The organism is Burkholderia sp. AU18528 (genome assembly GCF_002223215.2).
In the GTDB taxonomy this organism is placed as follows: Bacteria; Pseudomonadota; Gammaproteobacteria; order Burkholderiales; family Burkholderiaceae; genus Burkholderia; species Burkholderia semiarida.
Genome location: NZ_NKFC02000006.1, coordinates 1,233,576 through 1,258,605, shown reverse-complemented (window position 1 = coordinate 1,258,605; position 25,030 = coordinate 1,233,576). Strand labels below are relative to the sequence as shown.

At 68.3% G+C, this 25,030-nt stretch carries 20 protein-coding genes; 6 read left to right on the top strand and 14 right to left on the bottom strand.

Features of this window, described 5'->3' with window-relative positions; translation table 11 throughout:
• Positions 1 to 66: 66 nt before the first annotated feature.
• Positions 67 to 1,731 (bottom strand): acid phosphatase, encoded by a 1,665-nt coding sequence (locus tag CFB52_RS22515; RefSeq protein WP_059574353.1) that lies wholly within the window; start codon positions 1,729 to 1,731, stop codon positions 67 to 69.
• A 473-nt stretch (positions 1,732 to 2,204) separates the two neighbouring features.
• Between CFB52_RS22515 and ftsH the strand changes: the two genes are divergently transcribed.
• On the top strand, positions 2,205 to 4,181 hold the full coding sequence (gene ftsH / locus CFB52_RS22505) for an ATP-dependent zinc metalloprotease FtsH (RefSeq protein ID WP_099317910.1): 1,977 nt from the start codon (positions 2,205 to 2,207) through the stop codon (positions 4,179 to 4,181).
• A 125-nt stretch (positions 4,182 to 4,306) separates the two neighbouring features.
• Here the strand turns inward: ftsH and otsA are convergent, their stop codons facing one another.
• From otsA to CFB52_RS22490, 3 genes are all read right to left on the bottom strand, one after another.
• A complete protein-coding gene (gene otsA / locus CFB52_RS22500) occupies positions 4,307 to 5,713 on the bottom strand; it encodes an alpha,alpha-trehalose-phosphate synthase (UDP-forming) (protein ID WP_059574355.1) in 1,407 nt (468 codons plus the stop codon).
• Positions 5,714 to 5,895: 182 nt separating this feature from the next.
• Entirely contained in the window at positions 5,896 to 6,105 is a 210-nt protein-coding gene (locus CFB52_RS22495) for a hypothetical protein (RefSeq protein ID WP_099317480.1), read from the bottom strand.
• Between the two features lie 72 nt (positions 6,106 to 6,177).
• Positions 6,178 to 8,262: a TonB-dependent receptor gene (locus CFB52_RS22490; RefSeq protein WP_257220612.1), complete on the bottom strand. Its 2,085-nt coding sequence runs from the start codon at positions 8,260 to 8,262 to the stop codon at positions 6,178 to 6,180.
• A gap of 413 nt (positions 8,263 to 8,675) precedes the next feature.
• Between CFB52_RS22490 and adhP the strand changes: the two genes are divergently transcribed.
• Positions 8,676 to 9,704, top strand: a complete 1,029-nt coding sequence (gene adhP, locus CFB52_RS22485; RefSeq protein ID WP_059574358.1) for an alcohol dehydrogenase AdhP — start codon at positions 8,676 to 8,678, stop codon at positions 9,702 to 9,704.
• Positions 9,705 to 9,764: 60 nt separating this feature from the next.
• Here the strand turns inward: adhP and CFB52_RS22480 are convergent, their stop codons facing one another.
• From CFB52_RS22480 to CFB52_RS22470, 3 genes are all read right to left on the bottom strand, one after another.
• Positions 9,765 to 11,198, bottom strand: a complete 1,434-nt coding sequence (locus tag CFB52_RS22480; RefSeq protein WP_099317478.1) for a sialidase family protein — start codon at positions 11,196 to 11,198, stop codon at positions 9,765 to 9,767.
• Between the two features lie 453 nt (positions 11,199 to 11,651).
• Positions 11,652 to 12,083: a MarR family winged helix-turn-helix transcriptional regulator gene (locus CFB52_RS22475; protein ID WP_059574360.1), complete on the bottom strand. Its 432-nt coding sequence runs from the start codon at positions 12,081 to 12,083 to the stop codon at positions 11,652 to 11,654.
• The gene (locus tag CFB52_RS22470) at positions 12,080 to 12,997 is read right to left on the bottom strand and encodes a serine aminopeptidase domain-containing protein (RefSeq protein WP_099317477.1); all 918 of its coding nucleotides are present in this window, start codon (positions 12,995 to 12,997) and stop codon (positions 12,080 to 12,082) included. Before CFB52_RS22470 ends, CFB52_RS22475 begins: the two co-directional genes overlap by 4 nt.
• A gap of 290 nt (positions 12,998 to 13,287) precedes the next feature.
• Between CFB52_RS22470 and CFB52_RS22465 the strand changes: the two genes are divergently transcribed.
• Together CFB52_RS22465 and CFB52_RS22460 are read left to right on the top strand one after the other, a co-directional pair.
• Complete coding sequence (locus CFB52_RS22465; protein ID WP_099317476.1) at positions 13,288 to 14,256, top strand: ABC transporter substrate-binding protein; 969 nt, start codon at positions 13,288 to 13,290, stop codon at positions 14,254 to 14,256.
• A gap of 70 nt (positions 14,257 to 14,326) precedes the next feature.
• Positions 14,327 to 15,421 carry an LLM class flavin-dependent oxidoreductase gene (locus tag CFB52_RS22460; protein ID WP_060310927.1) on the top strand — a complete coding sequence of 365 codons (1,095 nt, stop codon included), beginning with the start codon at positions 14,327 to 14,329 and terminating at the stop codon, positions 15,419 to 15,421.
• Positions 15,422 to 15,496: 75 nt separating this feature from the next.
• Here the strand turns inward: CFB52_RS22460 and CFB52_RS22455 are convergent, their stop codons facing one another.
• The 6 genes from CFB52_RS22455 to CFB52_RS22430 all read right to left on the bottom strand — a co-directional run bounded on the left by CFB52_RS22455 (position 15,497) and on the right by CFB52_RS22430 (position 22,371).
• On the bottom strand, positions 15,497 to 16,429 hold the full coding sequence (locus CFB52_RS22455; protein WP_099317475.1) for an ABC transporter substrate-binding protein: 933 nt from the start codon (positions 16,427 to 16,429) through the stop codon (positions 15,497 to 15,499).
• 34 nt (positions 16,430 to 16,463) lie between these two features.
• Entirely contained in the window at positions 16,464 to 18,263 is a 1,800-nt protein-coding gene (locus tag CFB52_RS22450) for an amino acid ABC transporter permease/ATP-binding protein (RefSeq protein WP_099317474.1), read from the bottom strand.
• A gap of 61 nt (positions 18,264 to 18,324) precedes the next feature.
• Positions 18,325 to 19,680 (bottom strand): LLM class flavin-dependent oxidoreductase, encoded by a 1,356-nt coding sequence (locus tag CFB52_RS22445; protein WP_099317473.1) that lies wholly within the window; start codon positions 19,678 to 19,680, stop codon positions 18,325 to 18,327.
• A 10-nt stretch (positions 19,681 to 19,690) separates the two neighbouring features.
• A complete protein-coding gene (locus tag CFB52_RS22440) occupies positions 19,691 to 20,740 on the bottom strand; it encodes an LLM class flavin-dependent oxidoreductase (protein ID WP_099317472.1) in 1,050 nt (349 codons plus the stop codon).
• 53 nt (positions 20,741 to 20,793) lie between these two features.
• Positions 20,794 to 21,744, bottom strand: coding sequence for an ABC transporter substrate-binding protein (locus CFB52_RS22435; RefSeq protein ID WP_099317471.1), 951 nt, complete (start codon positions 21,742 to 21,744; stop codon positions 20,794 to 20,796).
• 66 nt (positions 21,745 to 21,810) lie between these two features.
• Positions 21,811 to 22,371, bottom strand: a complete 561-nt coding sequence (locus CFB52_RS22430) for a GNAT family N-acetyltransferase (protein ID WP_059574368.1) — start codon at positions 22,369 to 22,371, stop codon at positions 21,811 to 21,813.
• A 295-nt stretch (positions 22,372 to 22,666) separates the two neighbouring features.
• Between CFB52_RS22430 and CFB52_RS34315 the strand changes: the two genes are divergently transcribed.
• The gene (locus tag CFB52_RS34315) at positions 22,667 to 22,876 is read left to right on the top strand and encodes a hypothetical protein (RefSeq protein ID WP_144029752.1); all 210 of its coding nucleotides are present in this window, start codon (positions 22,667 to 22,669) and stop codon (positions 22,874 to 22,876) included.
• On the opposite strand, the gene CFB52_RS22425 is transcribed toward CFB52_RS34315, so the two are convergent.
• Positions 22,855 to 23,778 (bottom strand): recombination-associated protein RdgC, encoded by a 924-nt coding sequence (locus CFB52_RS22425; protein ID WP_099317470.1) that lies wholly within the window; start codon positions 23,776 to 23,778, stop codon positions 22,855 to 22,857. The two genes, CFB52_RS34315 and CFB52_RS22425, sit on opposite strands and share 22 nt — an antisense overlap.
• A gap of 171 nt (positions 23,779 to 23,949) precedes the next feature.
• Here CFB52_RS22425 and CFB52_RS22420 point away from each other — a divergent pair, with 171 nt between their 5' ends.
• Entirely contained in the window at positions 23,950 to 25,017 is a 1,068-nt protein-coding gene (locus CFB52_RS22420; RefSeq protein ID WP_373680976.1) for a hypothetical protein, read from the top strand.
• The last annotated feature ends 13 nt before the right edge of the window (positions 25,018 to 25,030 follow it).

Sequence of the window (25,030 nt, the reverse complement as noted above, 5' to 3'; positions counted from 1 at the left end):
CCATGAACGCCCCGGGCCACCGTCGCGTGGCCCGGGGCGTCGTCGTTTCACGCGGTCGACCGGTTGTCAGCCGAGATCGAGCGCGTTCGTCAGATCGCCCGGCGGCGTCGCGCCACGCGCGGCGAACGCGTTGTCGCGCCGGACCACGCCGTCGAGCGGCGCGAGGCCGTGCACGCGGCTGATGAAGCGCAGGATCGAGTTCGTGTCGTACAGCGTGTGATCGACGAAGCCCTTTTTCGCGAACGGCGAGATCACGAGCGCCGGGATCCGCGAGCCGGGGCCCCAGCGATCGCCGACCGGCGGCGCGACGTGATCCCACCAGCCGCCGTTCTCGTCGTGCGTCATCACGATCACGGTGTGTTCCCATTGCGGCCCGCGCCGGATATGGTCGATCACGGTTGCGATGTGGCGGTCGCCCGATTCGATGTCCGCATAGCCCGCGTGCATGTTCAGGTTGCCCTGCGGCTTGTAGAACGTGACGGCAGGCAGGCGCCCCGCGTCGATGTCGGCGATGAAGTGGTTGGTCGACGGTTCGTCGCCGAGCCCCGCGTCGCGCAAATGCTTGCGGCGGGCTTCGGTGCCGGGCGCGTAGTTCGCGAAGTAGTTGAACGGCTGGTGGTGATACTGGAAGTCGGGCACCGTGCCCGTGTCGCGATGATCGAGCGCGTACTGCCACGCGCCGCTGTACCACGCCCAGTCGATGTTCTTCTCCGACAGGCGGTCGCCGATCGTCGCGTAGCCCTGCGGCGGCATCACGCGATGGTCGGCCGGATCCGCATACGCGGCGTTGCCCGGATCGGGCGGCGGCACGTAGCTCGGCTGGTACGGCGGCGCCATCGTGTTCACGCCGTACCCGTCCGGCGTCAGCGGGCCGTCGACCGCGAACTTCGGCGGGCCGTCGAGCGCGGACGCGGGCGAATCGTCGGCGAGCTTCAGGCGCGTGCCGGCCGGATCGTCGCCTTCGACCTTCGACAACAGCTTCGCCGCATGCGGATGCTTGTGCGCGTCCGGATACAGCGGCGGCTGCGCGGAGATCAGGAACATGTGGTTCATCCACGAGCCGCCGAAGGCCGCCATGAAGAAGTTGTCGCACAGCGTGTATTGCCGTGCGAGATTCCACAGCCGCAGCGTGTCGGCGGAATTGCGGTAATGGCCCATCACGAGGCCGCCCGAATCGGCCCACGCGGCGAACTGGTTGTTGCGGCCGCCCGCGATCTGCATCTGGTTCTGGTAGAAGCGATGCCACAGGTCGCGCGTGATCACGCCGTTCGGCAGCGGCTTGCCCTGCGCGTCTGAAATCCGGAACGGCGCGTTCGGCAGCTTGTCGATGTCACGCTCCGCGATCGCGTAGCGCGTGCCGTCCACTTCCTGCGCCTGCGGCACGAGCCCGCCCCAGATCTTCGGCAGCACCGGCAGCGGCGTCTTGCCGTCGCGATCGAGTTGCTGCGCGTGCTCGGGGCGCACTTCGCTCAGCGGGTAGCGCACGCCGGGGAAATCGCCGTACAGGTTCGCGAAGCTGCGGTTTTCCGCATAGATCACGACGATGTGGCGCACGCGCTGGCGCAACGCTTCGTCGATGCGCAGGTCGGCGGCCGAACGCGGCGCGTTGCCCGCGGTGGTTTCGCAGCCGGAGAGCGCGACACCGGCGCCGATCGCGGCGAGGCCGCCGAGCACACGGCGGCGGTCGGGATCGGCGGGAAGGTCGTCGGGGCGATCGGGGGTGTCGTTCACGTCGTGGGCTCCTCGGGTGGGCGGGTGGGTGTTGTCGTTCGATGCGCGCCTGCATCGCGCGGACTGCCGCGACGCAGGGCGAAAAAATGCAACGGCCGGCATCGTGCGAGGCGGCGCACTGCGGCTGTCACGAAAATGTCATGCACGCGACTATAACGCGGCAAGGGGGCGGATGAAAGCCGTTCGTCTGACGATTCGACGCTCGCGCGACGAGCGATGCGCGACGTCCGTGCGCGAACTAGACTTGAACCAGGGGCGGTGCGTCGCGGCGTGCCGCCCGGGCGAGGACCGCCCGGCGACGCCGGCCGATGGGGTTGCCGAGGCGGGATCGATGCGACGAACGACGCGACACAGCGAGGCGACGATGGCGCGGATGCATGCCGTTTTCGCATGGCTGCCGCGGCCGCATACCGGATGCGCGCGCGTGCCGGCGTGAGCGCACGCCGCGCAGCAGGCAGGGCCGGCCCGATGCCATGGACAGGAAATTCGACTACCCGGGATTGCTGATCGCGGCGGGCTTCTTCGTGCTGTTCGCCGCGCAGTTGCTGATGCTGCGCCCGACGTCCGCGCCGATTGCATACAGCGATTTCCACCGGCTCGTCGCGGCGCGGCTCGTCGACGATCTCGAGGTCGGCCCGGCGTCGATCTCGGGCACGCTGAAGATGCCGCAGGCCGGCACGATCCTGCCTGCGTCCGACGCCGCGGTGGTGCGGCAGGCCGGCGCGCCGTGGCGCTTCACGACCAGCCGCGTGACCGACGAGCACCTGATCGACACGCTGACCGCCGCCGGCATCCGTTATCACGGCACGCCCGACACAGGCTGGATCACATCCCTCGCGTCGTGGCTGCTGCCGCTGATGCTGCTCGTCTTCGTATGGAACATGATGCTGCGCAAGCGCGGCGGGCTGCAGGACTTCACCGGCATGGGCAAGAGCCGCGCGCGCGTGTACGTGCAGCAGGAAACCGGCATCACGTTCGACGACATCGCCGGCATCGACGAAGCGAAGGCCGAACTGCAGCAGCTCGTCGCGTTCCTGCGCAACCCCGATCGCTACCAGCGGCTCGGCGGCAAGATTCCGAAAGGCGTGCTCGTCGTCGGCGCCCCGGGTACGGGCAAGACGCTGCTCGCGCGCGCGGTGGCGGGCGAGGCGGCCGTGCCGTTCTTCTCGATCAGCGGCTCGGCGTTCGTCGAGATGTTCGTCGGCGTGGGCGCCGCGCGCGTGCGCGACCTGTTCGAGCAGGCGCAGCAGAAGGCGCCGTGCATCGTGTTCGTCGACGAGCTCGATGCGCTCGGCAAGGTGCGCGGCGTCGGCCCGATGTCGGGCAACGACGAACGCGAACAGACGCTCAACCAGTTGCTGGTCGAGATGGACGGTTTCCAGGCCGGCTCCGGCGTGATCATCATGGCCGCGACGAACCGGCCCGAGATCCTCGATCCTGCACTGCTGAGGCCGGGGCGTTTCGATCGCCACATCGCGATCGACCGGCCCGACGTGAACGGCCGCCGCCAGATTCTCGGCGTGCACGTGAAGCGCGTGAAGCTCGCGGCCGACGTCGATCTCGGCGAGCTCGCGTCGCGCACGCCGGGCTTCGTCGGCGCCGATCTCGCGAACGTCGTCAACGAGGCCGCGCTGCATGCGGCCGAACTCGGCAAGCCGGCAGTCGGCATGGCCGACTTCGACGAGGCGATCGACCGCGCGCTGACGGGCCTCGAGCGCAAGAGCCGCGTGATGAACGAGCAGGAGAAGCTGACCATCGCGTATCACGAAGCCGGCCATGCGCTCGTCGCGGAAAGCCGCGCGCATTGCGACCCGGTGAAGAAGGTGTCGATCATTCCGCGCGGCGTCGCCGCACTCGGCTACACGCAGCAGGTGCCCACCGAGGATCGCTACGTCCTGCGCCGCAGCGAGCTGCTCGACCGGATCGACGCGCTGCTCGGCGGGCGCGTGGCGGAAGAACTCGTGTTCGGCGATGTGTCGACCGGCGCGCAGAACGATCTCGAACGCGCGACCGCGATGGCGCGCCACATGGTCATGCAGTATGGAATGAGCGAGAAGATCGGGCTCGCGACGTTCGACGACGGCGACGCGCGCCAGGCGTTGCCCGGCGCATGGCATGCGGGCGACGGCCGCTGCAGCGAGCACACCGCGCGGATGATCGACGACGAGGTGCGCACGCTGCTGGCCGATGCGCATGCGCGGGTCGCGGCGACGCTCGGCGAACGTCGCGACGCGCTCGAACGCATCGCGCGACGGCTGTTGCAATGCGAGGTGCTCGAACGCGATGTGCTGCAGGCGCTGATCGACGGGCGCATCGAACCGTCGTCGGCCACGCCGGTATTACCCGGCGACGAAACGAGCGCGCGCGGCGGTGCGATCGAAACGGAGCAGGCGTCGGCGGTCGAGCGCGATTTCGTCGCGTACGGCCGGCCGCACGAAACCGATCGATGAAGCCGTCGCGCGTTTTCTTTTCGTTCTTTCCCGCCACGGAGTCGCCATGAGCGACGCGCACGTATCGGTCGAGCGGCGTCGGGCTCGCATGCGCGGCGGCACGGGCGTGAGCGCGCGTCGGCGCGTCAGGATTCGGTCGCGGCCGCCACTTCGGCCGCTTCGGTGAGCGCTTCGAGAAAGCGCGTGCGCCACCAGTGCACGTCGGTCTTGCGCATGATCGCCATCAGCGCCGCGTGACGCTGGCGACGCTCTTCGAGCGGCATCGTGAGCGCGCGCTGGATCGCTTGTGCGGTGCCTTGCGTGTCGTACGGATTGACGAGCAGCGCCGACTTCAGTTGTTCGGCCGCACCCGCGAAACGCGACAGCACGAGCACGCCCGGGTCGGCCGCGTCCTGCGCCGCGAGGAACTCTTTCGCGACGAGATTCATCCCGTCGCGCAGCGGCGTGACGAGCGCGACCCGGCTCGCGCGGTAAAGGCCCGGCAGGCGCTTGCGCGCGACGGTGCGGTGAATGTAGCGCATCGGCATCCATTCGAGTTCGCCGTAGTCGCCGTTGATCGCGCCGCACAGGCTGTCCATCTCGCGCCGCAGGTCGTCGTACGCGCCGAGATCCTCGCGGCTCGGCGCGGCGATCTGGATCAGCGTCGCGCGGTCGCGGTTCTCCGGATACTGTTCGAGCAGCTCGCGGAATGCATGCACGCGCTGCGGCAGCCCTTTCGTGTAATCGAGCCGGTCGACGCCGACCAGCAACTGGCGCCGCGAATATTCGTCGCGCATGCGCTCGAACATGTCGAGGCCGTCGCGATCGCGCGCGAGCGACTCGAACTCGTCGACGTTGATGCCGATCGGGAACGCGCCGGCCGACAGCGTGCGGCCGAATGCCCGCAGCCGTCCGTCCGGCAGCCGCGCCGCGCCGGCTTCCGCCTCGACGTAATGCTCGAAGTGGAGCAGATCCGATTCGGTCTGGAAGCCGACGAGGTCGTACGCGAACAGCGAGCGCATCAGCCATTCGTGTTCCGGGATCGCGGCCATGATCGGCGGCGGCGGCATCGGAATGTGCAGGAAGAAGCCGATCGGATTCGTGCAGCCCATCGCGCGCAGCTCGGCGGCGAGCGGAATCAGCTGATAGTCGTGCACCCAGATCACGTCGTCGGGCCGCAGCAGTGTGCGCAGCTTGCGCGCGAACAACTGGTTCACGCGCCGGTAGCCGTCGGCGAAGCGCCGGTCGAACTGCGCGAGATCGAGCCGGTAGTGAAACACCGGCCACAGCACGTTGTTCGAGTAGCCGAGGTAGTAAGCGTCGTAGTCCTGCGGATCGAGATCGACCGTCGCGAGCTGAATGCCGCCGACGTTCTGGACCTGCACGTCGTCACCATGCGTGGGCTGATCGTCGCCGCCGCGTAGCCTGCCGCTCCAGCCGAACCAGACGCCGCCGGTTTCCTGCAGGCTGTCCTTCACGGCGACGGCGAGGCCGCCGGCCGCGGCTTTACGAGGGTCCGCGATGCGATTGGATACGACGACGAGTCGGCTCACCAGCTCTCCTGACGATTGTTGGGGGAAGGTTCGTGCGGCCTAGGCGCGAGAGGCAGACGCCACCGTCGGCGCGCGGTGCGCGATACGCGGTGCGCGATACGACGGGGCCGCATGGCGATCGGACGGGAGTCAGGGCACGCGATTCGCCGCCCGGTCGAAAAGTGCTTTTTTTAGGATACTCGTCATTCGTGCGTTTTAAAAGTCCGTGTCGACGGACGGGGCGGGCGCGCCTGCCGCGCGGTATCCATGGCAGCGATACGGTAACGGGCGATGCCCGAGCGGGACCGAAACTTGCGCCGCACGGCGAACGCAGTGTGCGCAAGCCTCCGCGGCGCGTACCGGCCGACGACGCCGCGCTGCCGCGCCGCGTTCCGCTGCGTCGTCTCGTCCATCTGCGCGATCGTGAGATTCCCCTCGAAGCGCGTCGTGTTCGCCCGCAGCGGGCGCCGCGGGCCGTACGAAGGTCAGAACGTGGTGCGCAGTCCGGCCATCACGCTGCGGCCGCCTTGCGGGGCGAAGCCGCGCACGACCGACGTCGCGTAGCGAATCTCCTGGTTCGTCAGGTTGTCGCCGCGCAGGTACGCGAGCCAGTGCGTAGGCCCGACGCGGAACTTGTACGTCAGCATCACGCCGAGCGACGTGTAGCCGTCGGTGGAGAAGTCGTTGTCGGGCACGCGATGCTGCGACCACGCGTGCGTGACTTGCGCACGCGCGCCGAACGGGCCGTAGCCGTAGTCGGCTGCCAGCGTCGCGCGCAGCGGCGCGATGCGCGGCAACGGCTGACCCGTATCGACGTTGCGCGCGTGCGTGTAGTCGGCCGTCAGTTCGAGATCGACGGTATGGCCGCGCCGCGCGAATGCACGCCACTTGCCGTCCAGCTCGATGCCGTAGAACTCGGCGCGCACGCCGCGATAGATCGCCTCGTTGAGCGAGCCGTCGGTGCCGGGTGCGACCGGTTCGCCGTCGTCGTCCACCACGCGGCCGGTGTTGTATTCGGTCAGATAGTTCGAGAAGCGGTTGTAGAACACGCCGACGCTGCCGCGGTTCGGCCCGCTCGCATAGCGCAGCGACAGGTCGGTCGACACGGCCTTTTCCTTCGACGCGTTCGGGTTGCCGATCAGGAACTGGCCGGTCGCATCGTGCGGGCCGTTCGAATACAGCTCGTAGAACGTCGGCGCGCGTTCGGTGTACGCGACGTTCGCCGCGACCGACCATACGGGCGTCAGCGAGAACAGCGCGCCGGCCGACAGGCTGCCCGCGTTGAAGTCGCGTGGCTGCGCGAGCGCGAATTTCTCCACGCCGGCCGGATCGGGATCGACCTTCACGTGCTCGAAGCGGCCGCCGAGGCTCAGCTTCAGCGCCGGAACGACCTGCCATTCCTCGAGGCCGAACAGCGCGACGCTGTTGGTGCGCGTGGACGGCACGAGCATTTCGTCGCCCAGCGCCGAGAACGTGTTCTGGCCGAACTGCACGCCGATCGCGCCTTCGAACGGCCCGATCTTGCGATGGCGCGCCTCGATGCGCGCCTCGTAGCCGCGATTGCGGAAGGTGGTCGCGGTCTCGCCGTTGTCGACCTCCTTGTGGCGATAGTCGGTGTAGGCGAAATCGAATTTCAGCTTCGTGAACGGCCCGCTCAGGTTGCGCACCTCGGATGCGAGCGCGAGGCGTTCCTGGCGCATCCGCAGCCGCACGTCGCTCTCCGCGACGGAGCCGTAGTTCGATTCGTAGCCGCTGTACGACAGGCCCGCGAAACCGTCCGCCCACGTGTACGACGCGCCGACCGCACCGCCGTGCACGCGGCCGTCGCTGTTCGGCACGTTGCCTTCCGGCTGCGGCGTATCGGGGCCGTCGATCGCGCGTTGCTGGCTGCTGCGTGCGTAGCCGGGAATCCGCAGCTTGCTCGTTTCGCGATCGAATGCGTCGACGTGGAACGCGAAGCGGCCGTTGCCGCCTTCGACCTGCGCGGCGCCGGCGCGCACGGAATTCGCGCCGCCATAGCGCGCGTCGAGCGCGCCGGTCACGCCCTGGATCGCTTCGCGCGGAATCCGGTTGTCGATCGTGTTGACCACGCCGCCCACCGCATTGCCGCCGTACAGCAGCGCGGCCGGGCCGCGCACGATCTCGACGCGCTCGATCGACAGCGGATCCTGCGGCACCGCGTGGTCGTACGACAGCGACGACGCGTCATACGCCGCGACGCCGTTCTGCAGCAGGCGGATCCGGTCGCCGTCCATCCCGCGGATGATCGGACGGCCGACCATTGGCCCGTAGGTGGTGGTCGACACGCCGGGCAGTCCGTCGAGCGTTTCGCCGAGCGAATCGGCCTGGCGGCGCGTCAGCGCATCGCCGGAAAGCTGAACGGTCCGTGCGATCGGTTCGGCGTCGCCGAGCGGGTTCGCGGTCACGAAGATCGGCGCGAGCGGCGACGATGAGGCGGCTGGCGTGCCGGGTGCGGCGGGCGCATCGGTCTGCGCGTGGGCGACGGCGGCGAACAGCATCAGCGACAGGGACGACAGCGGGCGAAGCGGTAAGCGAGGGAGGTCGCGCATGGTCGGTGAATCGGTTGGAATCGGGATCGGATAACGAGCGATGCGGGCCACGGATAGATACGATATATTGTTGCGTCAGTGACGCGCAGTGACCCGTTGGAACATGGCTCGGCGACGCGCGGCCACCTGACTGGAACGGCCTCAGATGGACGAGCACGCGAAATGATATGTTATATCATGTCAAATTCCAAGCCGGATGACGGGATCTCGTCGGCTTTCCGTTGGAACGGTGAAGGCGCGGCGGGAACAGCGGGCGGCGTGCAATCGGCGGCTCGCGCTTGCGCGTCAAACGACGCCGATCGTGGCGAAGCCGCGTCGACCGCTGCATCCGTTCCAATGCGTTGACGCGTATCAACGCGCTCCGATTCCGAAACCGGATACTGGGTCGCTCATCGACCAGACAGGAGCAACGCATGACCCAGACCATGAAAGCGGCCGTGGTACACGCGTTCGGCGAGCCGTTGCGTATCGAGGAGGTGCCGGTCCCGACGCCAGGGCCCGGCCAGATTCTCGTCAACATCAAGGCGTCGGGCGTCTGCCATACCGATCTGCACGCGGCCGACGGCGACTGGCCCGTCAAGCCGTCGCTGCCGTTCATCCCCGGCCACGAAGGCGTGGGGATCGTCGCGGCGGTCGGCGCGGGCGTCACGCACGTGCGCGAGGGCGATCGCGTCGGCGTGCCGTGGCTCTACACGGCCTGCGGCCATTGCGAGTACTGCTGCACGGGCTGGGAAACGCTGTGCCATGGCCAGCAGAACACCGGCTATTCGGTGAACGGCAGCTACGCCGAATACGTGCTGGCCGATCCCGATTACGTCGGCCAGTTGCCCGCGCAGGTGGCGTTCGACGAGATCGCGCCGATCCTGTGCGCGGGCGTCACGGTCTACAAGGGCATTCGCGTCACCGATACGCGCCCGGGCCAGTGGCTCGCGATCTCCGGCATCGGCGGCCTCGGGCACGTGGCCGTGCAGTATGCGCGTGCGATGGGCCTGCACGTCGCCGCGATCGACATTTCACCCGACAAGCTCGCGCTGGCGCGGCAACTGGGTGCGCATCTGACGATCGATGCGTCGGTCGACGATCCCGCGAAAGTGATCCAGAAGGAAATCGGCGGCGCGCACGGCGTGCTGGTCACGGCCGTGTCGCGCGGCGCGTTCGCGCAGGCGCTCGGGATGGTCCGGCGCGGCGGTACGGTGGCGCTCAACGGGCTGCCGCCCGGCGATTTCCCGCTGCCGATCTTCTCGACCGTGCTGAACGGCATCACCGTGCGCGGGTCGATCGTCGGTACGCGCCGCGATCTGCAGGAGTCGCTCGATTTCGCGGCGGACGGCCTGGTGCGCGCGCATATCCATCGCGATCGGCTCGGCAACATCAACGACGTGTTCGCGAAGCTCCGGGAAGGGAAGGTCGACGGGCGCATCGTGCTCACCGACATGCATTGATGCCCGCGCACGCCGCCGTGCGACGCATCGCGTCGCGGCGGCGTGACGGTCATCCGCGCATCACGGCGCGAAGAACACGTCGGTGCGGTTCGTCAGGTTGCCCGCGCTCGTCTGCACGAAGAACGGATGGAACGACGACGACGGCATGACGTCGAGCCCCTGGTAGTCGCCGATGAAGAACCCGCCGGCGTTGGGCGCGAGCTTCATGTCGAACGGGCCGCCGACGCGCCGCTCGTCGGCGAACGTGGCGCCGCCGTCGTGCGAGATCTTGCGCCAGAAGCCGGTCGGCAGCGTCGTCGTGTTGCCCGCCTGCAGGTCGCGGAAGTCGTAGTACGTGACCATGACCGCCCCCGCATTGTCGACGCGCACCGACGGATTGAATGCGGGGCGCCCGGTCGGCGTGTTCACCTGTTGCGGGGCGCTCCACGTCGCGCCGCCATCCTTCGACGTCGATATCGCGATCTCGTCGTACGTGCCGCCATTGAAGCGGCTGTCCTGCCACACGACGTAGAGCTGGCCCGATGCCGGGTCGATCGCGGGTTCCGGAATGATGTCGCCGGTGCGCACGGGTTCGCCGGTGTTCGGATCCGTGACGCCGACCGTCTGCAGCCCCGCGATGATCCGCGGCTTGGTCCACGTCGCGCCGTCGTCGGTCGACTTGACGAACGCGACCTTGCCGAACGGCGGCTGGATCAGGTCGAAGAAATCGTAGAGCGTGCCGCTCTTCGGATCGACGACGATCTGGTTGCCGATCGTCTGCTGGCGCGACGGCACGTTGACGATGACCTTCGCGGCGCTCCACGTCTTGCCGCCGTCGGTCGTCTTCGAGAACAGCGTGGGCCCGCGGTACGCCTGCGTGTGCAGGTTCGCGTACGGGTTGCCGTTCGGCAGTTCGAGACGGTCCCATACCGCGTATGCGGTGCCGGCCTTCACCGGGTTGGCCGTCACCGATTCCTTGTCGTTGAAGAACTGCGTCGTCGGCTCGTCGTTCGCGATCAGCACGGCCGGGCTGCTCCACGTCTGTCCGCCGTCGGTCGACACCGACGCGCCCACCGCGTTGCCGTTGTTCGACTGGTTGAACGAGATCGACACCGAGTACGCGGTGCCGTCCGGCCCGAACGAGACCCATGGATCGGACGCGCGTTCGTACTTGAGCCCGCCCGGCGCGCAGGCGCTGAACGGCTGCGGCGTGCGCGCCCAGGTCGCGCCGGCGTCGAACGTATAGCCGGCGACGAGCCCGTGGGCGCCGCCGTTCGACCAGCGGTCCTGCTGCCACACGCCGATCATGTTGTTCGGGTTCGCCGGATTGACCGCGAGCCACGGTTCGACTTCTGCATTCACGTAGTTGGTGCCCGGGCCGCCGATGGTGCACGCGGCGAACGGGCTCGGCCCGGACACGACGACGGGCTCGGCGTGCGCCGCGGCGGCGGCGGCCAGCGCAATCGCGGCGGACAGGCGGGTAACAAGCGGATGGGACACGATCATGCGTCGCATGGACGACTCCTCGGTGAGGTGCGGAGGCGATGGCGGGGCACGACGAGACGACGCGAACCGGTGCGACCGGTCGTGCCGCACGCGTCGTTACGTGCCGTTCAGCATGCCGTTTCAGCCATCGCGATCCGCGTGCGCTGGATGCCGCCAGCGCTTCGGTCAAGACTCCTCTTCGTTTTCCTTGCTTGTCGGCTGTGTCTGCGATGTCGACCCGTCGGGAAAGCCAGTCCGGGCATGCGACGAATGTGTCGAAGTGGATTGCAATGTAGGCGATTCGAATGTCGCGCGACAGGCGGTTTTTTGTAACAGGACGTAGCCGGAAAGCGTTGCCGGAAGCGGGCGTCCGGCACGCAAGATTTGCCGTTGCGGCGGCATGAAAATCGAATCGAAAACGCGAATCGCAATCGCTTGCGATCGATGCCGGCACGAGCCGGTCGCGCGCGTGTGAAGCGCCGTTCAGCGCTCCGCCGGAAACCGCTCCTGCAATGCATGCAGCCAGCGGGCGACGACGTCGAGTTCGTCATCGGAAAACCCGTCGCAGAGCTTGCCGTTGAGTTCGCGCAGCAGCACGCGCGCACGCTTGAGGGCCGCGTGGCCTGCGTCGGTCAGGTATAGCCGCGTCGCGCGGCCGTCGTCCGAATCGGCATGGCGCGTGATGAGGCCGGCCTTCGCCATCCGGTCGGCGAGCCCCGTCATCGCGGACGGCGCGAGCTGCAGCGCGGCGCCGACTTCGCCGATCAGCGCGCCGTCCTGCTTCGCGAGGCAGAACAGCGCGCCGGCCTGCGCGGCACTCGCGCGCGTGTCGGTTTCGGCCTTGCGGTCGATCCAGCGCTGCACGCGCCGCTGGCCGATGTTCAACAGGAAAAACAGTCGTCGGTCTTCGCTCAAGCTGGGTTCCCGGCTGCAATGGAAAGGGAGGGGCGGCCCGCGGTGCGCGGCGTGTCGAGCGCCTGCGCGAGCCAGTCGGCGACGTCGGGCCACAGCACGGCGCCGGGCCGGCTCCGAAAGAAGCCCATGTGCCCGACCGGGCCGCTGCCCGCCGCGCGCGGATCGATCTGGCGGCGTTCGACCTTCGCGCGGGTCAGATAGCTTACCAGCAGGCCGATCGCGGCCGGATTCGCCCACGGATCGTCGTCGAAGCCGAGCGCGAGGATCGGCAAGCGCTGCTTCGAGAAGCGCTCGGCCGCGCCGAGCGTCGGATCGTCGAAGAAGTAGTGCGGCAGCGTCGTCCAGCGGCTCCATTCGCGGAACACGCCGGCCGGCAGATCCTCGCCGAGCCCGAGCCGCCTGCCGGGCACGTAGCCGAGCAGCGCGGACGTCAGCGGGCCGAGCACGCGCAGGATCAGCCGCACCTTCAGGCGTTCGGCCGCCGGCGCGATCAGCCGCGTGCTGCCCGCGTGCGCGGCGACCAGCACGGCCGCGCGCAGATGCGTCGTCGCGCCGGACAGCCCGATCGCATGTCCGCCGACGCTATGGCCGACCGCCAGCAGCGGCAGCCCTTCATGCGTCTGCCGGGCCCAAGCGGTCGCCGCGCCGACGTCGAGCTCCATCCAGTCGCGCATGCGGGCGTGCAGCGCGCCCAGACGCGCGGGCCGCGATGCGCCGATGCCGCGATAGTCGTACGTCAGCGCCGCGAAACCGCGCTCGGTCAGGAAGCGCGCGAAGCCCGCATACAGCCGCTCGGGCACGGCCGTCGCCGGATGGATCAGCACCAGCGCGCGCGGCGGCGCATGCGGCGACCACAGCGTGCCGTGCAGCACATAGCCGTCGGCGGCGGAAAACTCGATGGGTCGGGCGGTCATGGCGTCCTCGTTCGGGCAGTTGTTTCGTATGCGAAATATAGTGCGGGATTTATTTCGTGCACGAAATATCTATCGAGGAATCATTCGAACTTCAGGGGGGGTGCGGCGAGCCCCGGGCATGCACGCGTAATTCATAAAATATTTGCATCTTTGCATAGAAGAATATTGCGTTTGTGTCATGAAGTAGATCGACGTATCTTCACCGGTTCCATCCGTTGCGCCGGCGGTTTCGCACGGCGGACCATAGGGCGTCGCCGTCGCAAGGCCGCCCGCCAACCTTCCGGGAGATCATGTTGCCGAGCCGAATCGTCATGGCGCTCTTGCTGGCGCTCGCCGCGCAGCCGGGCATCGCCAAAGACACCGTCACGCTGCGCGTGGGTGAACAGAACTACTTCAACATCCAGGCGTCGATGGAGGCGTCCGGCGTGCTGAAGGACCTGCCTTACACGATCGAGTGGAAGCACTTCCAGGCCGCCGCGCCGGTGGCCGAAAGCCTGAACGGCAACGCGATCGACCTCGGCTTCCTCGGCGATTCCGCGCTGCTCACGCTGGCCGCGCGCGGCGCGCCGGTCAAGGTCGTCGCGGTATCGCGGCAGAGCCTCGACGGCGTCGCGATCCTCGTGCCGAAGCACTCGCCGGTGCGTACCGTGGCCGACCTGCAGGGCAAGACCATCGCGGTATGGCGCGGCGCCTGGAGCCAGCAGCTCGTGCTGCGCGCGCTCGAACACGCGGGCCTGCGCGCCGATTCGGTGAAGTACGCGTACCTGATGCCGATCGACGCGACCAACGCGCTCGCGAACGGTTCGGTCGACGCGGTGTCGCTGTGGGAGCCGTTCGTCAGCACGCTCGCATTGCGGCAAGGCGCGCGCCCCGTGGCGACCGCGCAAGGGCTGATGCCGGCGCTGAGCTTCGTCGCCGCGAACGAGCAGGCCGCGTCGGGCAAGCGCGCCGAGATCACCGATTTCCTGCGGCGCGTGGTGGTGGCGCGCCAGTGGGTCGACACTCATCCGCGCGAGTACGCGGACCTGTGGGCGAAGCGCGCGAAGCTCGAACCCGACGTCGCGTATCGCTGGCTCGACAACGCGAAACAGCGCGTCGGCCCGGTCGACGAAACGGCCGCGAAGGATGCGCAGAACACGGCCGATTTCCTGTACAAGGCCGGCGTGATTCCGGCCGCGTACGACACGTCGAAGCTGCTCGACCGCTCGTATGCGGGCGCGTTCGCCGCGCCCGCGCAAAAGACGGCCGCCGCGCAGTGACCGGGCGGCCCGCGTCACGATTGCAGCGATTCCCGCGATTCCTGATCGACATACCCAAGGACATCCCGACATGCCAGTCGACATCATCGGCATGATCACCGCGACACCCGGCGCGGAGGTCGACGTACCGGGCGGCGCGGCCGTCCAGCCCGACTACGTGCGCCGCTTCGCGCGGGCGCACGAGGCCGCCGGTTTCGACCAGATCCTGATCGGCCATTTCAGCAACGCGGCGGACGGCTTCATCGTCGCGTCGTTCGCGGCCGCCGCCACCGAACGCATCCGCCTGCTGCTCGCGCACCGGCCGGGCGTGATCGTGCCGTCGGCGGCCGCGCGGCAGATCGCGACACTCGACGTGTTCAGCGGTGGAAGGCTCGCGCTGAACGTGGTGTCGGGCGGCGATGATGCGGACCTGCAGCGCGACGGCGATTTCGTGCCGCACGATGCGCGCTACCGCCGCACCGGCGAATATCTCGACGTGCTGAAACGGATCTGGCTGGCCGATGCGCCGGTCGATCACGACGGCCCGTTCTATCGGCTGCGCGGTGCGTCGCCGGTCGTGAAGGGCGCGCAACGACCGCATGTGCCGATCTATTTCGGCGGCTCGTCGCCGGCTGCGCTCGCGGTCGCGGGCGAGCATGCGGATGTCTACATGACATGGGGCGAGCCGCTCGACGCGGTGCGCGAGCAGATCGCGCGCGTGCGGGCCGCCGCCGCGCCGTTCGGGCGTGTGCCGCGCATCAGCGTGTCGTTCCGGCCGATCGTAGCCGATACCGAGGCGGCCGCGTGGGAGAAAGCGGAGGCGATCCGCGAGCGCGTGCGTGCGGCGCGGCTCGCGAACGGCCAGCCGATCGACGGCCACGCGCCGCAGAATGCGGGCTCGCAGCGGCTGATGGCGGCCGCCGCGCAGGGCGACGTGCTCGACGAGCGGCTGTGGATGGGTGTCGCGAACCTGACCGGCGCACGCTGGAACTCGACCGCGCTGGTCGGCACGCCGGAACAGGTTGCGCGAGCGCTGGGCGCGTATTACCGGCTCGGCGTCTCGACGTTCCTGATTCGCGGTTTCGATCCGCTCGACGATGCGCTGGCCTACGGGCGCGACCTGATCCCGGCGATTCACGCGCACATTGCGGAACTCGATCGCTCTCGGTCCGCGGTGCCCGCGTAGGGGAACGACAAGTCAATCGAATCGCCCCGGTATGTCCGTGACGACATGCCGGGGCGATGGTTTTGAACGAAACGCTCAGAACGACGGCAACCCCGGCGGATTGGTCTCCGCCCGCGCGATCGCCTCGCTCTGCAAACCCCAGCGCGCGAGCGCCTGCCCGTAGCGGCCGTTGCCGATCAGCGCGTTGGTCGCGAGCGTCAGCGCGGGCGCGAGCCCGCTGCCGCGACGCGTCGCGATCGCGACGTCCGCATTCGCCGGCCAGCCCGCATTGACGACGCCGACGCGGCGGATCTTGCCCGTGCGCGCGGCCTCGTACGCGAGCGATGCGTTCGGGTTTAGCTCCGCATCGGCCCGGCCCGACAGCAGCGCGACGCGCGCGGTCGCATCGTCGTCGAAATAGAGCAGCTCGGCCGGCTTCAACCCCTGCGCGACGTTGCGCTTGCTCCATTCGAGCAGGATGCGCTCCTGGCTCGTGCCGGCGCCGGTGATGATGCGCAAACCCGCGACGTCCTTCGGCTCCGCGATCTTCGCGATCGGGCTGCCGGTGCGCACGTAGAAGCCGTGCAGCCCGAGCCGGTAGGTCGTGAAATCGTATTTCTCCTTGCGCTTCTCGGTCACGCCGACGTTCGAGATCACCGCATCGTATTTGCCGGACGTCAGCCCGAGCGGCCAGTCGGCCCACGCGATCGGCACCAGCACGAGCGTGCGGCCGAGTGTGTCCGCGACCAATTGCGCATAGTCCGGATCGGCGCCGACCACGGTGCGCGCGTCGGTTGCATAGGTCGACACGGGCGGCGCGTGCGGTGAAATCGCGACCGTGAACGCGCCGTCGCGCACCCAGCGGTAGCCGCTGGCCGCACGGATGGCCGCGTCGTCGGGGCTGGCGCGCAGGCGGCCGGCCTGGCGCGGGTCGAGGTCGGCCGTGGCGGCCGCCGCGCGCGCCGCATGCCACGGCAGGCCCGATGCCGCGGCCAGCGCGGCCACGATGAACTGGCGTCGATCGGTCATCGTGCGGCACCTCGCGAGTCGGGAGCGGCGCGCATCACAGCACCCGCGACAGGAACGCGCGGGTGCGCGCATGCGCCGGCGCGTCGAGCACGACGGCGGGCGGCCCGGCCTCGACGATGCGCCCGCGCTCCATGAACAGCACGTGGTCCGCGACTTCGCGCGCGAAGCCGATCTCGTGCGTGACGATCACGAGCGTCGTGCCCGAGCGCGCGAGCTCCTTGATCACGTCGAGCACTTCGTTGACGAGTTCGGGATCGAGCGCCGACGTCGGCTCGTCGAACAGCAGCACCTTCGGACGCAACGCCAGCGCCCGCGCGATCGCGACGCGTTGCTGCTGGCCGCCGGACAACTGGCGCGGGTACGCGTCGGCCTTGTCCGCGAGGCCGACCCGTGCGAGCAGCGTACGCGCGGTGTGCTCGGCCGCATCGCGCGTCACGCCAGCGACGGCGACCGGCGCTTCGATCAGGTTCTCGAGCACCGTCAGGTGCGGGAACAGGTTGAAGTTCTGGAACACCATGCCGACGGCCGTGCGCCGCTTCAGCACGTCGCGCTCCTTCAGCTCGTGCAGCACGTCGCCGTCGCGGCGATAGCCGATCAGTTCGCCGTCGATGTCGATGAAACCGTCGTCGACGCGTTCGAGATGGTTGATCGTGCGCAGCAGCGTCGATTTGCCGGAGCCCGACGGCCCGACGATCACGGTCACGCTGCCGCGCGGCGCGACGAACGACACGTTGTCGAGCACGCGCTGCATGCCGAACTGCTTCGACACGCCATGCACGGCCACTTCGCCGCCGGTGCGCGAGACGGCCGCAGCGGTATCGGCATGCGTGCCGGCATTGCTGTGTGCACGAGCGATCGCCGCCGCGCGGCGCGACGCGACACGCCGCCACAGCCCGCCGAGGCGCGCGAGCGCGAACGTGACCACCGACGGCGGCGGATTGCGCAGCGCGCCGCGTGCATAGTGCCGCTCGACCTGCACCTGGATCGCGGACAGCACGGTCAGGATGATCAGGTACCAGACGGTCGCGACCATCAGCAGCGGAATCACTTCGAGGTTGCGGCGATAGATCACCTGCACCGTGTAGAACAGCTCGGGCATCGCGAGCACGTACACCATCGACGTGCCTTTCGCGAGCGTGATCAGGTCGTTGAACGCGGTCGGCAGGATCGCGCGCATCGCCTGCGGCAGCACGATCCGCGAGGTCTGGCGGCCGCGCGGCAGACCGAGCGCGGCGGCGGCTTCGAGCTGCCCCTGGTCGACCGCGAGAATGCCGCCACGGATCACTTCCGCGGAAAACGCCGCGTGGTTCAGCGTGAGGCCGAGCACGGCCGCGAGGAACGGGCTGATCAGGTCGGTCGTCGGCGTGTCGAACCATACGATGTCGGTGAACGGCACACCGAGCCGCACGTGCTCGTACAGGTAGCCGAGGTTGTTCAGGATCAGCAGCAGCACGATCAGCGGAATCGAGCGGAACAGCCACACGAAGGTCCACGCGCTGGCGGACAGCAGGCGGGAACGCGACAGCCGCGCCAGCGCGACGAACGCGCCGAGCACGAAGCCGAACACCGCGCCGAGCAGCGTCAGCACCAGCGTGCGCGCGAGCCCCGACAGCACCGGCGGCGACAGGAACCATTCGGCGAACACCGGCCAGCCCCATTGCGGGTTGCCGAGGATCGAATGCAGCGTGATCGCGATGAGCGCGAGCGCGAGCACGGTGCCGGCCGTGCGCGACCGGTGGCGCGCGGGCACGATCCGCAAACGCGTGCCGGGCTCGCGTGCGCCGGGGGAAGAGAGCGGCGGCAACGCGCCGCCGAGGTGGGTCGTGTCGCTCATGTCGTTGGCATCCTCGAATCGGTCGATCGGCGGGCGCGCCGCGCACGGGCGGCGCGGCGCGTCAGGCGTGCGCTACGGCGGCCGTTTCCTGGGCGGCGGCGCCGGGCGTCGCGTAGCGGCTCGCCTTGCGCGGCAGGCCGAGGTGGTCGCGCAGCGTGGCGCCGGGCAGGTCGCGGCTGTAGCGGCCGCGCGCGTCGAGCACCGGGATCACGAGCTCGATGAAATCGTCGACGCCCTGCGCCTGCACCGGAAAGCCGAGGATGAAGCCGTCGCCGGCGCCTGCGTCGTGCCAGCGGATCAGCTCGTCGGCGACGTGCTCCGCCGTGCCGATGAAGTTCGGGCGCGGCGTCGCGACCGCGAGCGCCGTCTCGCGCAGCGACAAGCCCTTGCGCTTCGCATCGGCCTTGATCCGGTCGGTGGTCGAGCGGAAGCTATTGCGGCCGAGCTCGCCGAGTTCCGGGAACGGGGCGTCGAGCGCGTACTGCGTGAAATCGTGGTGATCGAAATAGCGGCCGAGGTACGCGAGCGCCTCGTCGATCGTCAGCAGGTCGCGGATCGCCTGGTATTTGTCCTCCGCTTCGGCGGCCGTGCGGCCGACGATCGGCCCGACGCCGGGGAAGATCTTCACGTCGTCGGCCTGCCGCCCGTGCTCGATCGCGCTCTGTTTCACGCGCCGCGTGAACGCGGCCGTTTCCTCGATCGACGGCGAATGCGTGAACACGGCATCCGCGTATTTGCCCGCGAGACCGATGCCGGTGTCGGACGAGCCGGCCTGGAAGATCACCGGCTGCCCCTGCGGCGAGCGCTGGATGTTCAGCGGGCCCGCGACCTGGAAGAAGCGCCCGTGATGATCGAGCGTATGCAGCTTGTCGCGATCGAAGAAGCGGCCGGTCGCGCGGTCGCGCACGAAGGCATCGTCGTCCCAACTGTCCCACAGCCCCTGCACGACCTCGAGATATTCGTCGGCGATCTCGTAGCGCAGTTCGTGATCGGGATGCGCCTTGCCGTAATTCTTCGCGGTGCCTTCGAGCGGCGTCGTCACGACGTTCCAGCCCGCGCGCCCGCCGCTGATCGCGTCGAGCGACGCGAGCTGGCGCGCGACCGTGAACGGCTCGCTGTACGACGTCGAGATCGTGCCCGCGAGCCCGATTTTCTTCGTCGCGACCGCGAGCGCCGACAGCACCGTCAGGGGCTCGAAGCGGTTCAGGAAGTGCGGGATCGACTTCTCGTTGATGTAGAGGCCGTCCGCGACGAACGCGAACGCGATGCCGGCGGCTTCCGCCTTGCGCGCGACGCCGATCGCGAAGTCGAGGTTGATGCTGGCATCCGGCGGGTTGCTCGGATGCCGCCATGCGTTCATGTGGCTGCCTGCGCCTTGCAGCATCAGGCCGAAGGGGATCGATCGTCGGGTCGTCATGATGGGAGCGTCATGCGTTCTGGTCGGGGGAGAGGGAGCGGTCGGCCGTGAGGGCCGCCTGCAACGGGGTGGTGGACAGCGCGCCGCCCAGCCATTCGACCGACGCGAGCCGCGCCGCGTAGTCGGTGACCGGCGAATCGATCACGAACGCATCGACGTCGAGCCGCCGGCTCAATGCGTCGAGCGCGCGGTGGATGCGCTCGGGCGTATCGGCGAGTACCGTCGGGCGCAACTCGTCGATCCGGTAGTCGGACGCGCCGCTTTGCCGCGCGAATTCCGCGGCCGCCTGTGCACTGGCGAGGTTGAAGCTCTGGCCGCCCGCGAACTGCAGCTTGAAAATCTTCAGCGGCCCGATCAGTTGCTCGGCCTCGTCGCGCGTCGGCGCGGCGACCGCGTACAGTGCGACGAGCGGCTTCTCGCCGCCCGCGCCGCGGTACGCGTCGAGCGAGCGTTCGAGATTCGCGTCGTCGCCGTTGAAATGGCCCGCGTAGCAGAAGCGCCAGCCGTTGCGTGCGGCGAGCGCGCCGCTGTCCGGCGAGCCGCCGAGCAGGATGCGTTCGGGCAACTGCGGCGGCGCCGGCATCGCCACCGCGCCGGCGAGCGGATGATCTTCGGCCACGCCCCAGCCGAGGAACGCGTCGAGCGCCGCGAGCTGCCCCGCGAAATCGGGCTTGCGCGCCTTGTCGTGGAACCACTGCAGCGCGCGCGTGGTCAGCGGCAGCCCGCCGGGCGCCTTGCCGATGCCGAGATCGACGCGGCCCGGCGCGAGCGCGGCCAGCAGCTTGAATGTCTCGGCCACCTTGAACGGGCTGTAGTGCTGCAGCATCACGCCGCCGGAGCCGATACGGATGCGCGACGTGTGCGCGAGCAGGTGCGCGACGACGATCTCCGGCGCCGAGCTGGCGAAACCCGGCGTGCCGTGATGCTCGGCGACCCAGAAGCGCGCGTAGCCGAGCTGTTCCGCGCGTTGCGCGAGCGTCGTGGTGAAGCGCAACGCATCGGCGGCGGTCGCGCCGTCGGCAATCGGACTCTTGTCCAGCAGCGAAAGCGAATAAGACATGGTGAGCGACGTTCCTGCGTGAGCGTGGATGGACGGTTGCGGGCGCGCGGCGCTCAGCTCTTCGGCAGCCCGGGCGGATTCGTGCGCGACTGGTCGATCGCTTCGGATGCGAGGTTCCAGCGATCGAGCACTTGCCGGTAGCGGCCGCTTTTGATCCGCCCGTTCAGCGCGACGGTCAGCGGATCGGCGAGGCCGCTGCCGCGGCGCGTCGCGATCGCGATGTCGGCCGTGCGCGGCCAGCCGCCGCTGATCGCACCGACGAGCCGCGTCTTGCCTTGCTGCGCGCTTTGATACGCGAGCACCGAGTTCACGCTGAACACCGCGTCGGCGCGGCCCGACTGCACGGCGACGATGCGCATCGCCTGGTCGTCGTAGTACTGGATCTGCACCGGTTTCAGCCCGTGCGCGACGTTTTCGCGATCCCACGCGAGCAGGATCTTTTCCTGGTTGGTGCCGGCATCGGTCACGATGCGCAGCCCGGCGACGTCCTTCGGCTCGCGGATCGCCTGGATCTTGCTGTCGTTGCGCACGTAGAAGCCGACCTGATCCTTGCGATAGGTCGAGAAATCGAACTTCTGCTTGCGCTCCTCGGTGACGGTCACGTTCGAGATCACCGCGTCGACTTTCCCCGATTCGAGCGCCAGCGGCCAGTCGGCCCATGCGAGCGCGACGATTTTCAGCTTGCGGCCGAGGCTGTCGGACACGAGCTGGCCAATATCGGCGTCGAAGCCGACCACCGTGCGCGCGTCGGTCGCATACGAGCTGATCGGCGGCAGGCTCGGTGCGATGCCGATCGTCAGCGTGCCGGGCTCGGCGAACTTGAACGACGCGGGCACCGCGCGCTCGACTGCCGCATCGGCTGTGCCACGCGGCCGGCCGCGCTGCTCGGGGCTCAGGTCGAACGTCGCGGCGGCGGCCGTGGCGGCGGCGAAGGCGGTCAGGCCGATCAGCGCGGCGGCCAGTGTGTGCGCGGCACGGGAGGAAAGCGATACGGCTCGATGCATGAAAGCGTCCTGTCGTGGAAGCGTGGAAGGCGGAATGGGCGAGGTGAAATGCGGGACGCCGTGCGCTCAGCGCGGTAGCGCCGCTTCGGGCACGGGCGCCCACAAGTCGGTGAGCGTCGACGTGCGCGACGGATCGACGAGATCCTTGCCGAAGCGCAGGTGGAAATACGCTTCGGGATCGATCGACGAATCGAACAGCCGCGTATAGCCGGTGCGGTCGTACAGCGCCCACGCTTCGGGCTGGCGAAAGCCGGTGGTCAGGTAGAGGCGGCGATAGCCCTGTTGCACGGCGCGCAGTTCGAGCGCTTCGACGATGCGCCGCGCGAGGCCCTGGCGGCGCAGGTCGGTGCGCGTCCAGATGCGTTTCAGTTCGGCGGTTTGCGCGTCGTAGCGCTTGAACGCGCCGCCGCCGATCGTCTCGCCGTCGCGCAGCAAGAGCACGAACGCGCCTTCGGGCGGCGCGAACAGTTCGGCCGGGTAGCGTGCGAGTTCGTCGCGGGCCGACGCTCGGCTGTCCGGGCGGTACGCGTCGTAACGGGTCGAATATTCGTCGATCAGCGCGTCGATCAGCGGCTGCGCGCGGACGTCGAGCGGCGTCGTGTCGATGATGCGGTCGTTCGTGGCCATGGGCATCGCGAATGGCGCGCGATGCGGATGTTCCCGGCGGGGTGCGGGCACGCGGCCCGTCCGGTCTGTTCCGTTATCGCGACGCGGTTGTCGTGATGGCGGCGGCTGTCGTGCTGCGTGCGAGGCATTCGGCGCGCCGCCGCCGTTTTGAACACGTTAGCGGCGCGGCCGGGAAAGGCGAACGAAGCAATTTCGATAAGGATTTCGCGGGCGGTGGAAGAAGGCTTGCAGGGGGAGTGGGGTCGACGAACGGGCGTGGTGGGGGCGGTGCCCGTTCGAGGTGTGTACGACGTAGATGATCGCCGAGGATTGGGAGCGTTGTCATTTCGATGGCCGACGGGCCATGCCGATTCGCGGCTGGCTCGTCAGGGTCGCGAGCGGCCGGTCGCGGCCCGCCGCCAGCGTGGCGACGGACCTCCTCGAATGGTCGCGTCATCGCGAATCCCTGCCGTCGTGGGCGACGATTCGCGACAACGACGGCGTTCAGGCCGCTGCCGCCTGCTGAATCGCGTCGTGCTGTTCGCCACCCAGAATATCGACGAGACCGGTCAGCATCCGCGCCAGTTCACCCGTCATCAGCGTGAAGTCCGAGTCGAAGCGCTCGTCGTCATTCTGCGCGGTGGGATCCGCCGCCTCCTTGATCACGTCGAGCGGCGTGACACGCTTGATCGTCAGCGACGGTGTCAGCACGAACGAGATTCGCTCATCCCAGGTCATCGCGAGGCGCATGCACTGTTTGCCGGCTTCGATGTGCCGGCGCATGTCGCTCGCTTCCAGCGCGTGGCCGACGTATCGCACCGTGGCGCCGCCTTCGCCGGTCGAACGCAACTCGGCGTCCTGGTCGACGGTGAATCCGCCCGGCGCCTCGCCGGACAGCAGCCAGTCCGTCATCGCGGCGACCGGGGAGCGCGCCACCTGAACACCGGCGAGTGGCAGTTGATCGATCGACTTGACGAGCAGGCTGCGAACGTCGTCGGCAAGCGCTTGTGCCGCCGCATCGATGACGAGCCAGCCGTTCGCCGTGTCGATCCACACACGGGTATCGCGGCGAATGCTGAACGCGCGCGGCAGCAGTTCGTCGGTCACCTGCTCCTTGAGTTCGCGCAGTTGTTTGCGGCCTACCTTGAAGCCCTGCTGCTCCTCGACCTCGAGCGCACGCGCCTTGGTGACCTGATTGACGACCGACGCCGGGAGCAGCTTCTTTTCGGCGCGAAACACCAGCAGCATCTGCCGGTTGATCGAATAGACGAGCGCGCCGTCGTCACGCGGCGACGCCCATCCGACGCGCTGCATTTCGACGCTGCTGCCGGGCTGGAACGCGTAGGGCGCCAGCCATTTTTCCATCTGGTCGGGCGTGACGGCCCAAGGGGCCGGAAGACGATGAAGCTGAAGGTTCTTGAACCACATGGGAGGACGGGCAAAGCGCGTCATTCTAGCTGACGCGGAGAGTTGCAGGTCAGTTGCGGACCGTCGATGCCCGTGTCGAGGTGACTATCCGCCATCGAAATAGAGACGATCGACGGTTGCATCAAGATTGACGACAATGGAAGCCATTCCAACAAGCGGGTAAAAACAATGATGACTTCCGGCGACGGCCTGACCAGCCCGGCGCGGCTCCTGCGGCTCGCCTCCTGGGCGATTGCGATCGTTTTCGCGGTCTTTCTGAACATGCTCGGCAGCCTCGTGATCCGCGACATGGCGTTCGCGCCGAGCGGCGGGCCGCCGGTCGTCGAGCAATTCGCCGATGCGCCGGTAAAAGCGCGGCTGGACGCGGCGCGCCGTCAACTGCAGGCGCAGCGCGACGCGCTTGCCGAGAAGGTCGACACGATGGAAGTGGCGCGCGGCCGCGCCGCGAAGGAGTACGCGGCCGAGAAGGAAAGTTTCCGCAACTGGCTGGCCACCCGCGCGGTGACGGGAGACGGTGCGACGGACCCGGACATTGTGGCGAGGACGCGCAAGCTGGATACCCTCCAGGCAGGCGTGGTCAACTGGCAGCATCAGATCGATGCGGTCGGTGATCAGCAACGGGCATTGGCATCGCAACTGACGCACGTCGACACGCAAATCGCCGAAGCGGACGCAGCAGCCGAACGTCGCTTCGACGAGGCGACCCGGCGCTACGAGATGCAAGTGTTCGGGCTGCGGCTTGCGCTGACGTTACCGATCCTGCTGGTCGCGACCTGGCTGTTCATCCGCTACCGCAAGGCGCGTTATTGGCCGTTCGTGTACGGTTTCGGCCTGTTTGCGTTGAGTGCGTTTTTCATTGAACTGGTTCCGTACTTGCCGAATTTCGGCGGCTATGTCCGGGTCCTGGTCGGCATCGTGCTCACGGTATTCGCCGGTCTTTACATGATGAAGGCCTTTCAGCGCTATGCCGAACGCAAGCGGCTCGAATTGCAGCAGGATCAGGGCGAACGCGCGCGCACGATCGGATACGAAAAAGCCGTTCGGTCGCTCGAGAAAAAGCGTTGCCCGTCATGCGACAAACAATGGAATCTCGGCGGCGACGACTCCACGTTTTGCGTGCATTGTGGATTGCGGCTTTTCAATGTATGCGAATGCGGCGGCCGGAATTTCTTCTTCTTCCCGCATTGCCATCAATGCGGCGTTGCACAGGGCAACGAGACGCCGGTGTCATCCGACTGACGGCCCGAGTGTA

Excerpts from the sequence above, each read along its gene's own strand:
- ftsH (WP_099317910.1), top strand. The coding sequence starts at position 2,205 with ATGGACAGGAAATTCGACTACCCGGGATTGCTGATCGCGGCGGGCTTC.
- CFB52_RS22445 (WP_099317473.1), bottom strand. The coding sequence starts at position 19,680 with ATGACGACCCGACGATCGATCCCCTTCGGCCTGATGCTGCAAGGCGCA.
- CFB52_RS22440 (WP_099317472.1), bottom strand. The coding sequence starts at position 20,740 with ATGTCTTATTCGCTTTCGCTGCTGGACAAGAGTCCGATTGCCGACGGC.
- CFB52_RS22465 (WP_099317476.1), top strand. The coding sequence starts at position 13,288 with ATGTTGCCGAGCCGAATCGTCATGGCGCTCTTGCTGGCGCTCGCCGCG.
- CFB52_RS22450 (WP_099317474.1), bottom strand. The coding sequence starts at position 18,263 with ATGAGCGACACGACCCACCTCGGCGGCGCGTTGCCGCCGCTCTCTTCC.
- CFB52_RS34315 (WP_144029752.1), top strand. The coding sequence starts at position 22,667 with ATGATCGCCGAGGATTGGGAGCGTTGTCATTTCGATGGCCGACGGGCC.
- adhP (WP_059574358.1), top strand. The coding sequence starts at position 8,676 with ATGACCCAGACCATGAAAGCGGCCGTGGTACACGCGTTCGGCGAGCCG.
- CFB52_RS22425 (WP_099317470.1), bottom strand. The coding sequence starts at position 23,778 with ATGTGGTTCAAGAACCTTCAGCTTCATCGTCTTCCGGCCCCTTGGGCC.
- CFB52_RS22470 (WP_099317477.1), bottom strand. The coding sequence starts at position 12,997 with ATGACCGCCCGACCCATCGAGTTTTCCGCCGCCGACGGCTATGTGCTG.
- CFB52_RS22420 (WP_373680976.1), top strand. The coding sequence starts at position 23,950 with ATGACTTCCGGCGACGGCCTGACCAGCCCGGCGCGGCTCCTGCGGCTC.
- CFB52_RS22480 (WP_099317478.1), bottom strand. The coding sequence starts at position 11,198 with ATGCGACGCATGATCGTGTCCCATCCGCTTGTTACCCGCCTGTCCGCC.
- CFB52_RS22490 (WP_257220612.1), bottom strand. The coding sequence starts at position 8,262 with ATGCGCGACCTCCCTCGCTTACCGCTTCGCCCGCTGTCGTCCCTGTCG.
- CFB52_RS22430 (WP_059574368.1), bottom strand. The coding sequence starts at position 22,371 with ATGGCCACGAACGACCGCATCATCGACACGACGCCGCTCGACGTCCGC.
- CFB52_RS22435 (WP_099317471.1), bottom strand. The coding sequence starts at position 21,744 with ATGCATCGAGCCGTATCGCTTTCCTCCCGTGCCGCGCACACACTGGCC.
- CFB52_RS22455 (WP_099317475.1), bottom strand. The coding sequence starts at position 16,429 with ATGACCGATCGACGCCAGTTCATCGTGGCCGCGCTGGCCGCGGCATCG.
- CFB52_RS22495 (WP_099317480.1), bottom strand. The coding sequence starts at position 6,105 with ATGGACGAGACGACGCAGCGGAACGCGGCGCGGCAGCGCGGCGTCGTC.
- CFB52_RS22460 (WP_060310927.1), top strand. The coding sequence starts at position 14,327 with ATGCCAGTCGACATCATCGGCATGATCACCGCGACACCCGGCGCGGAG.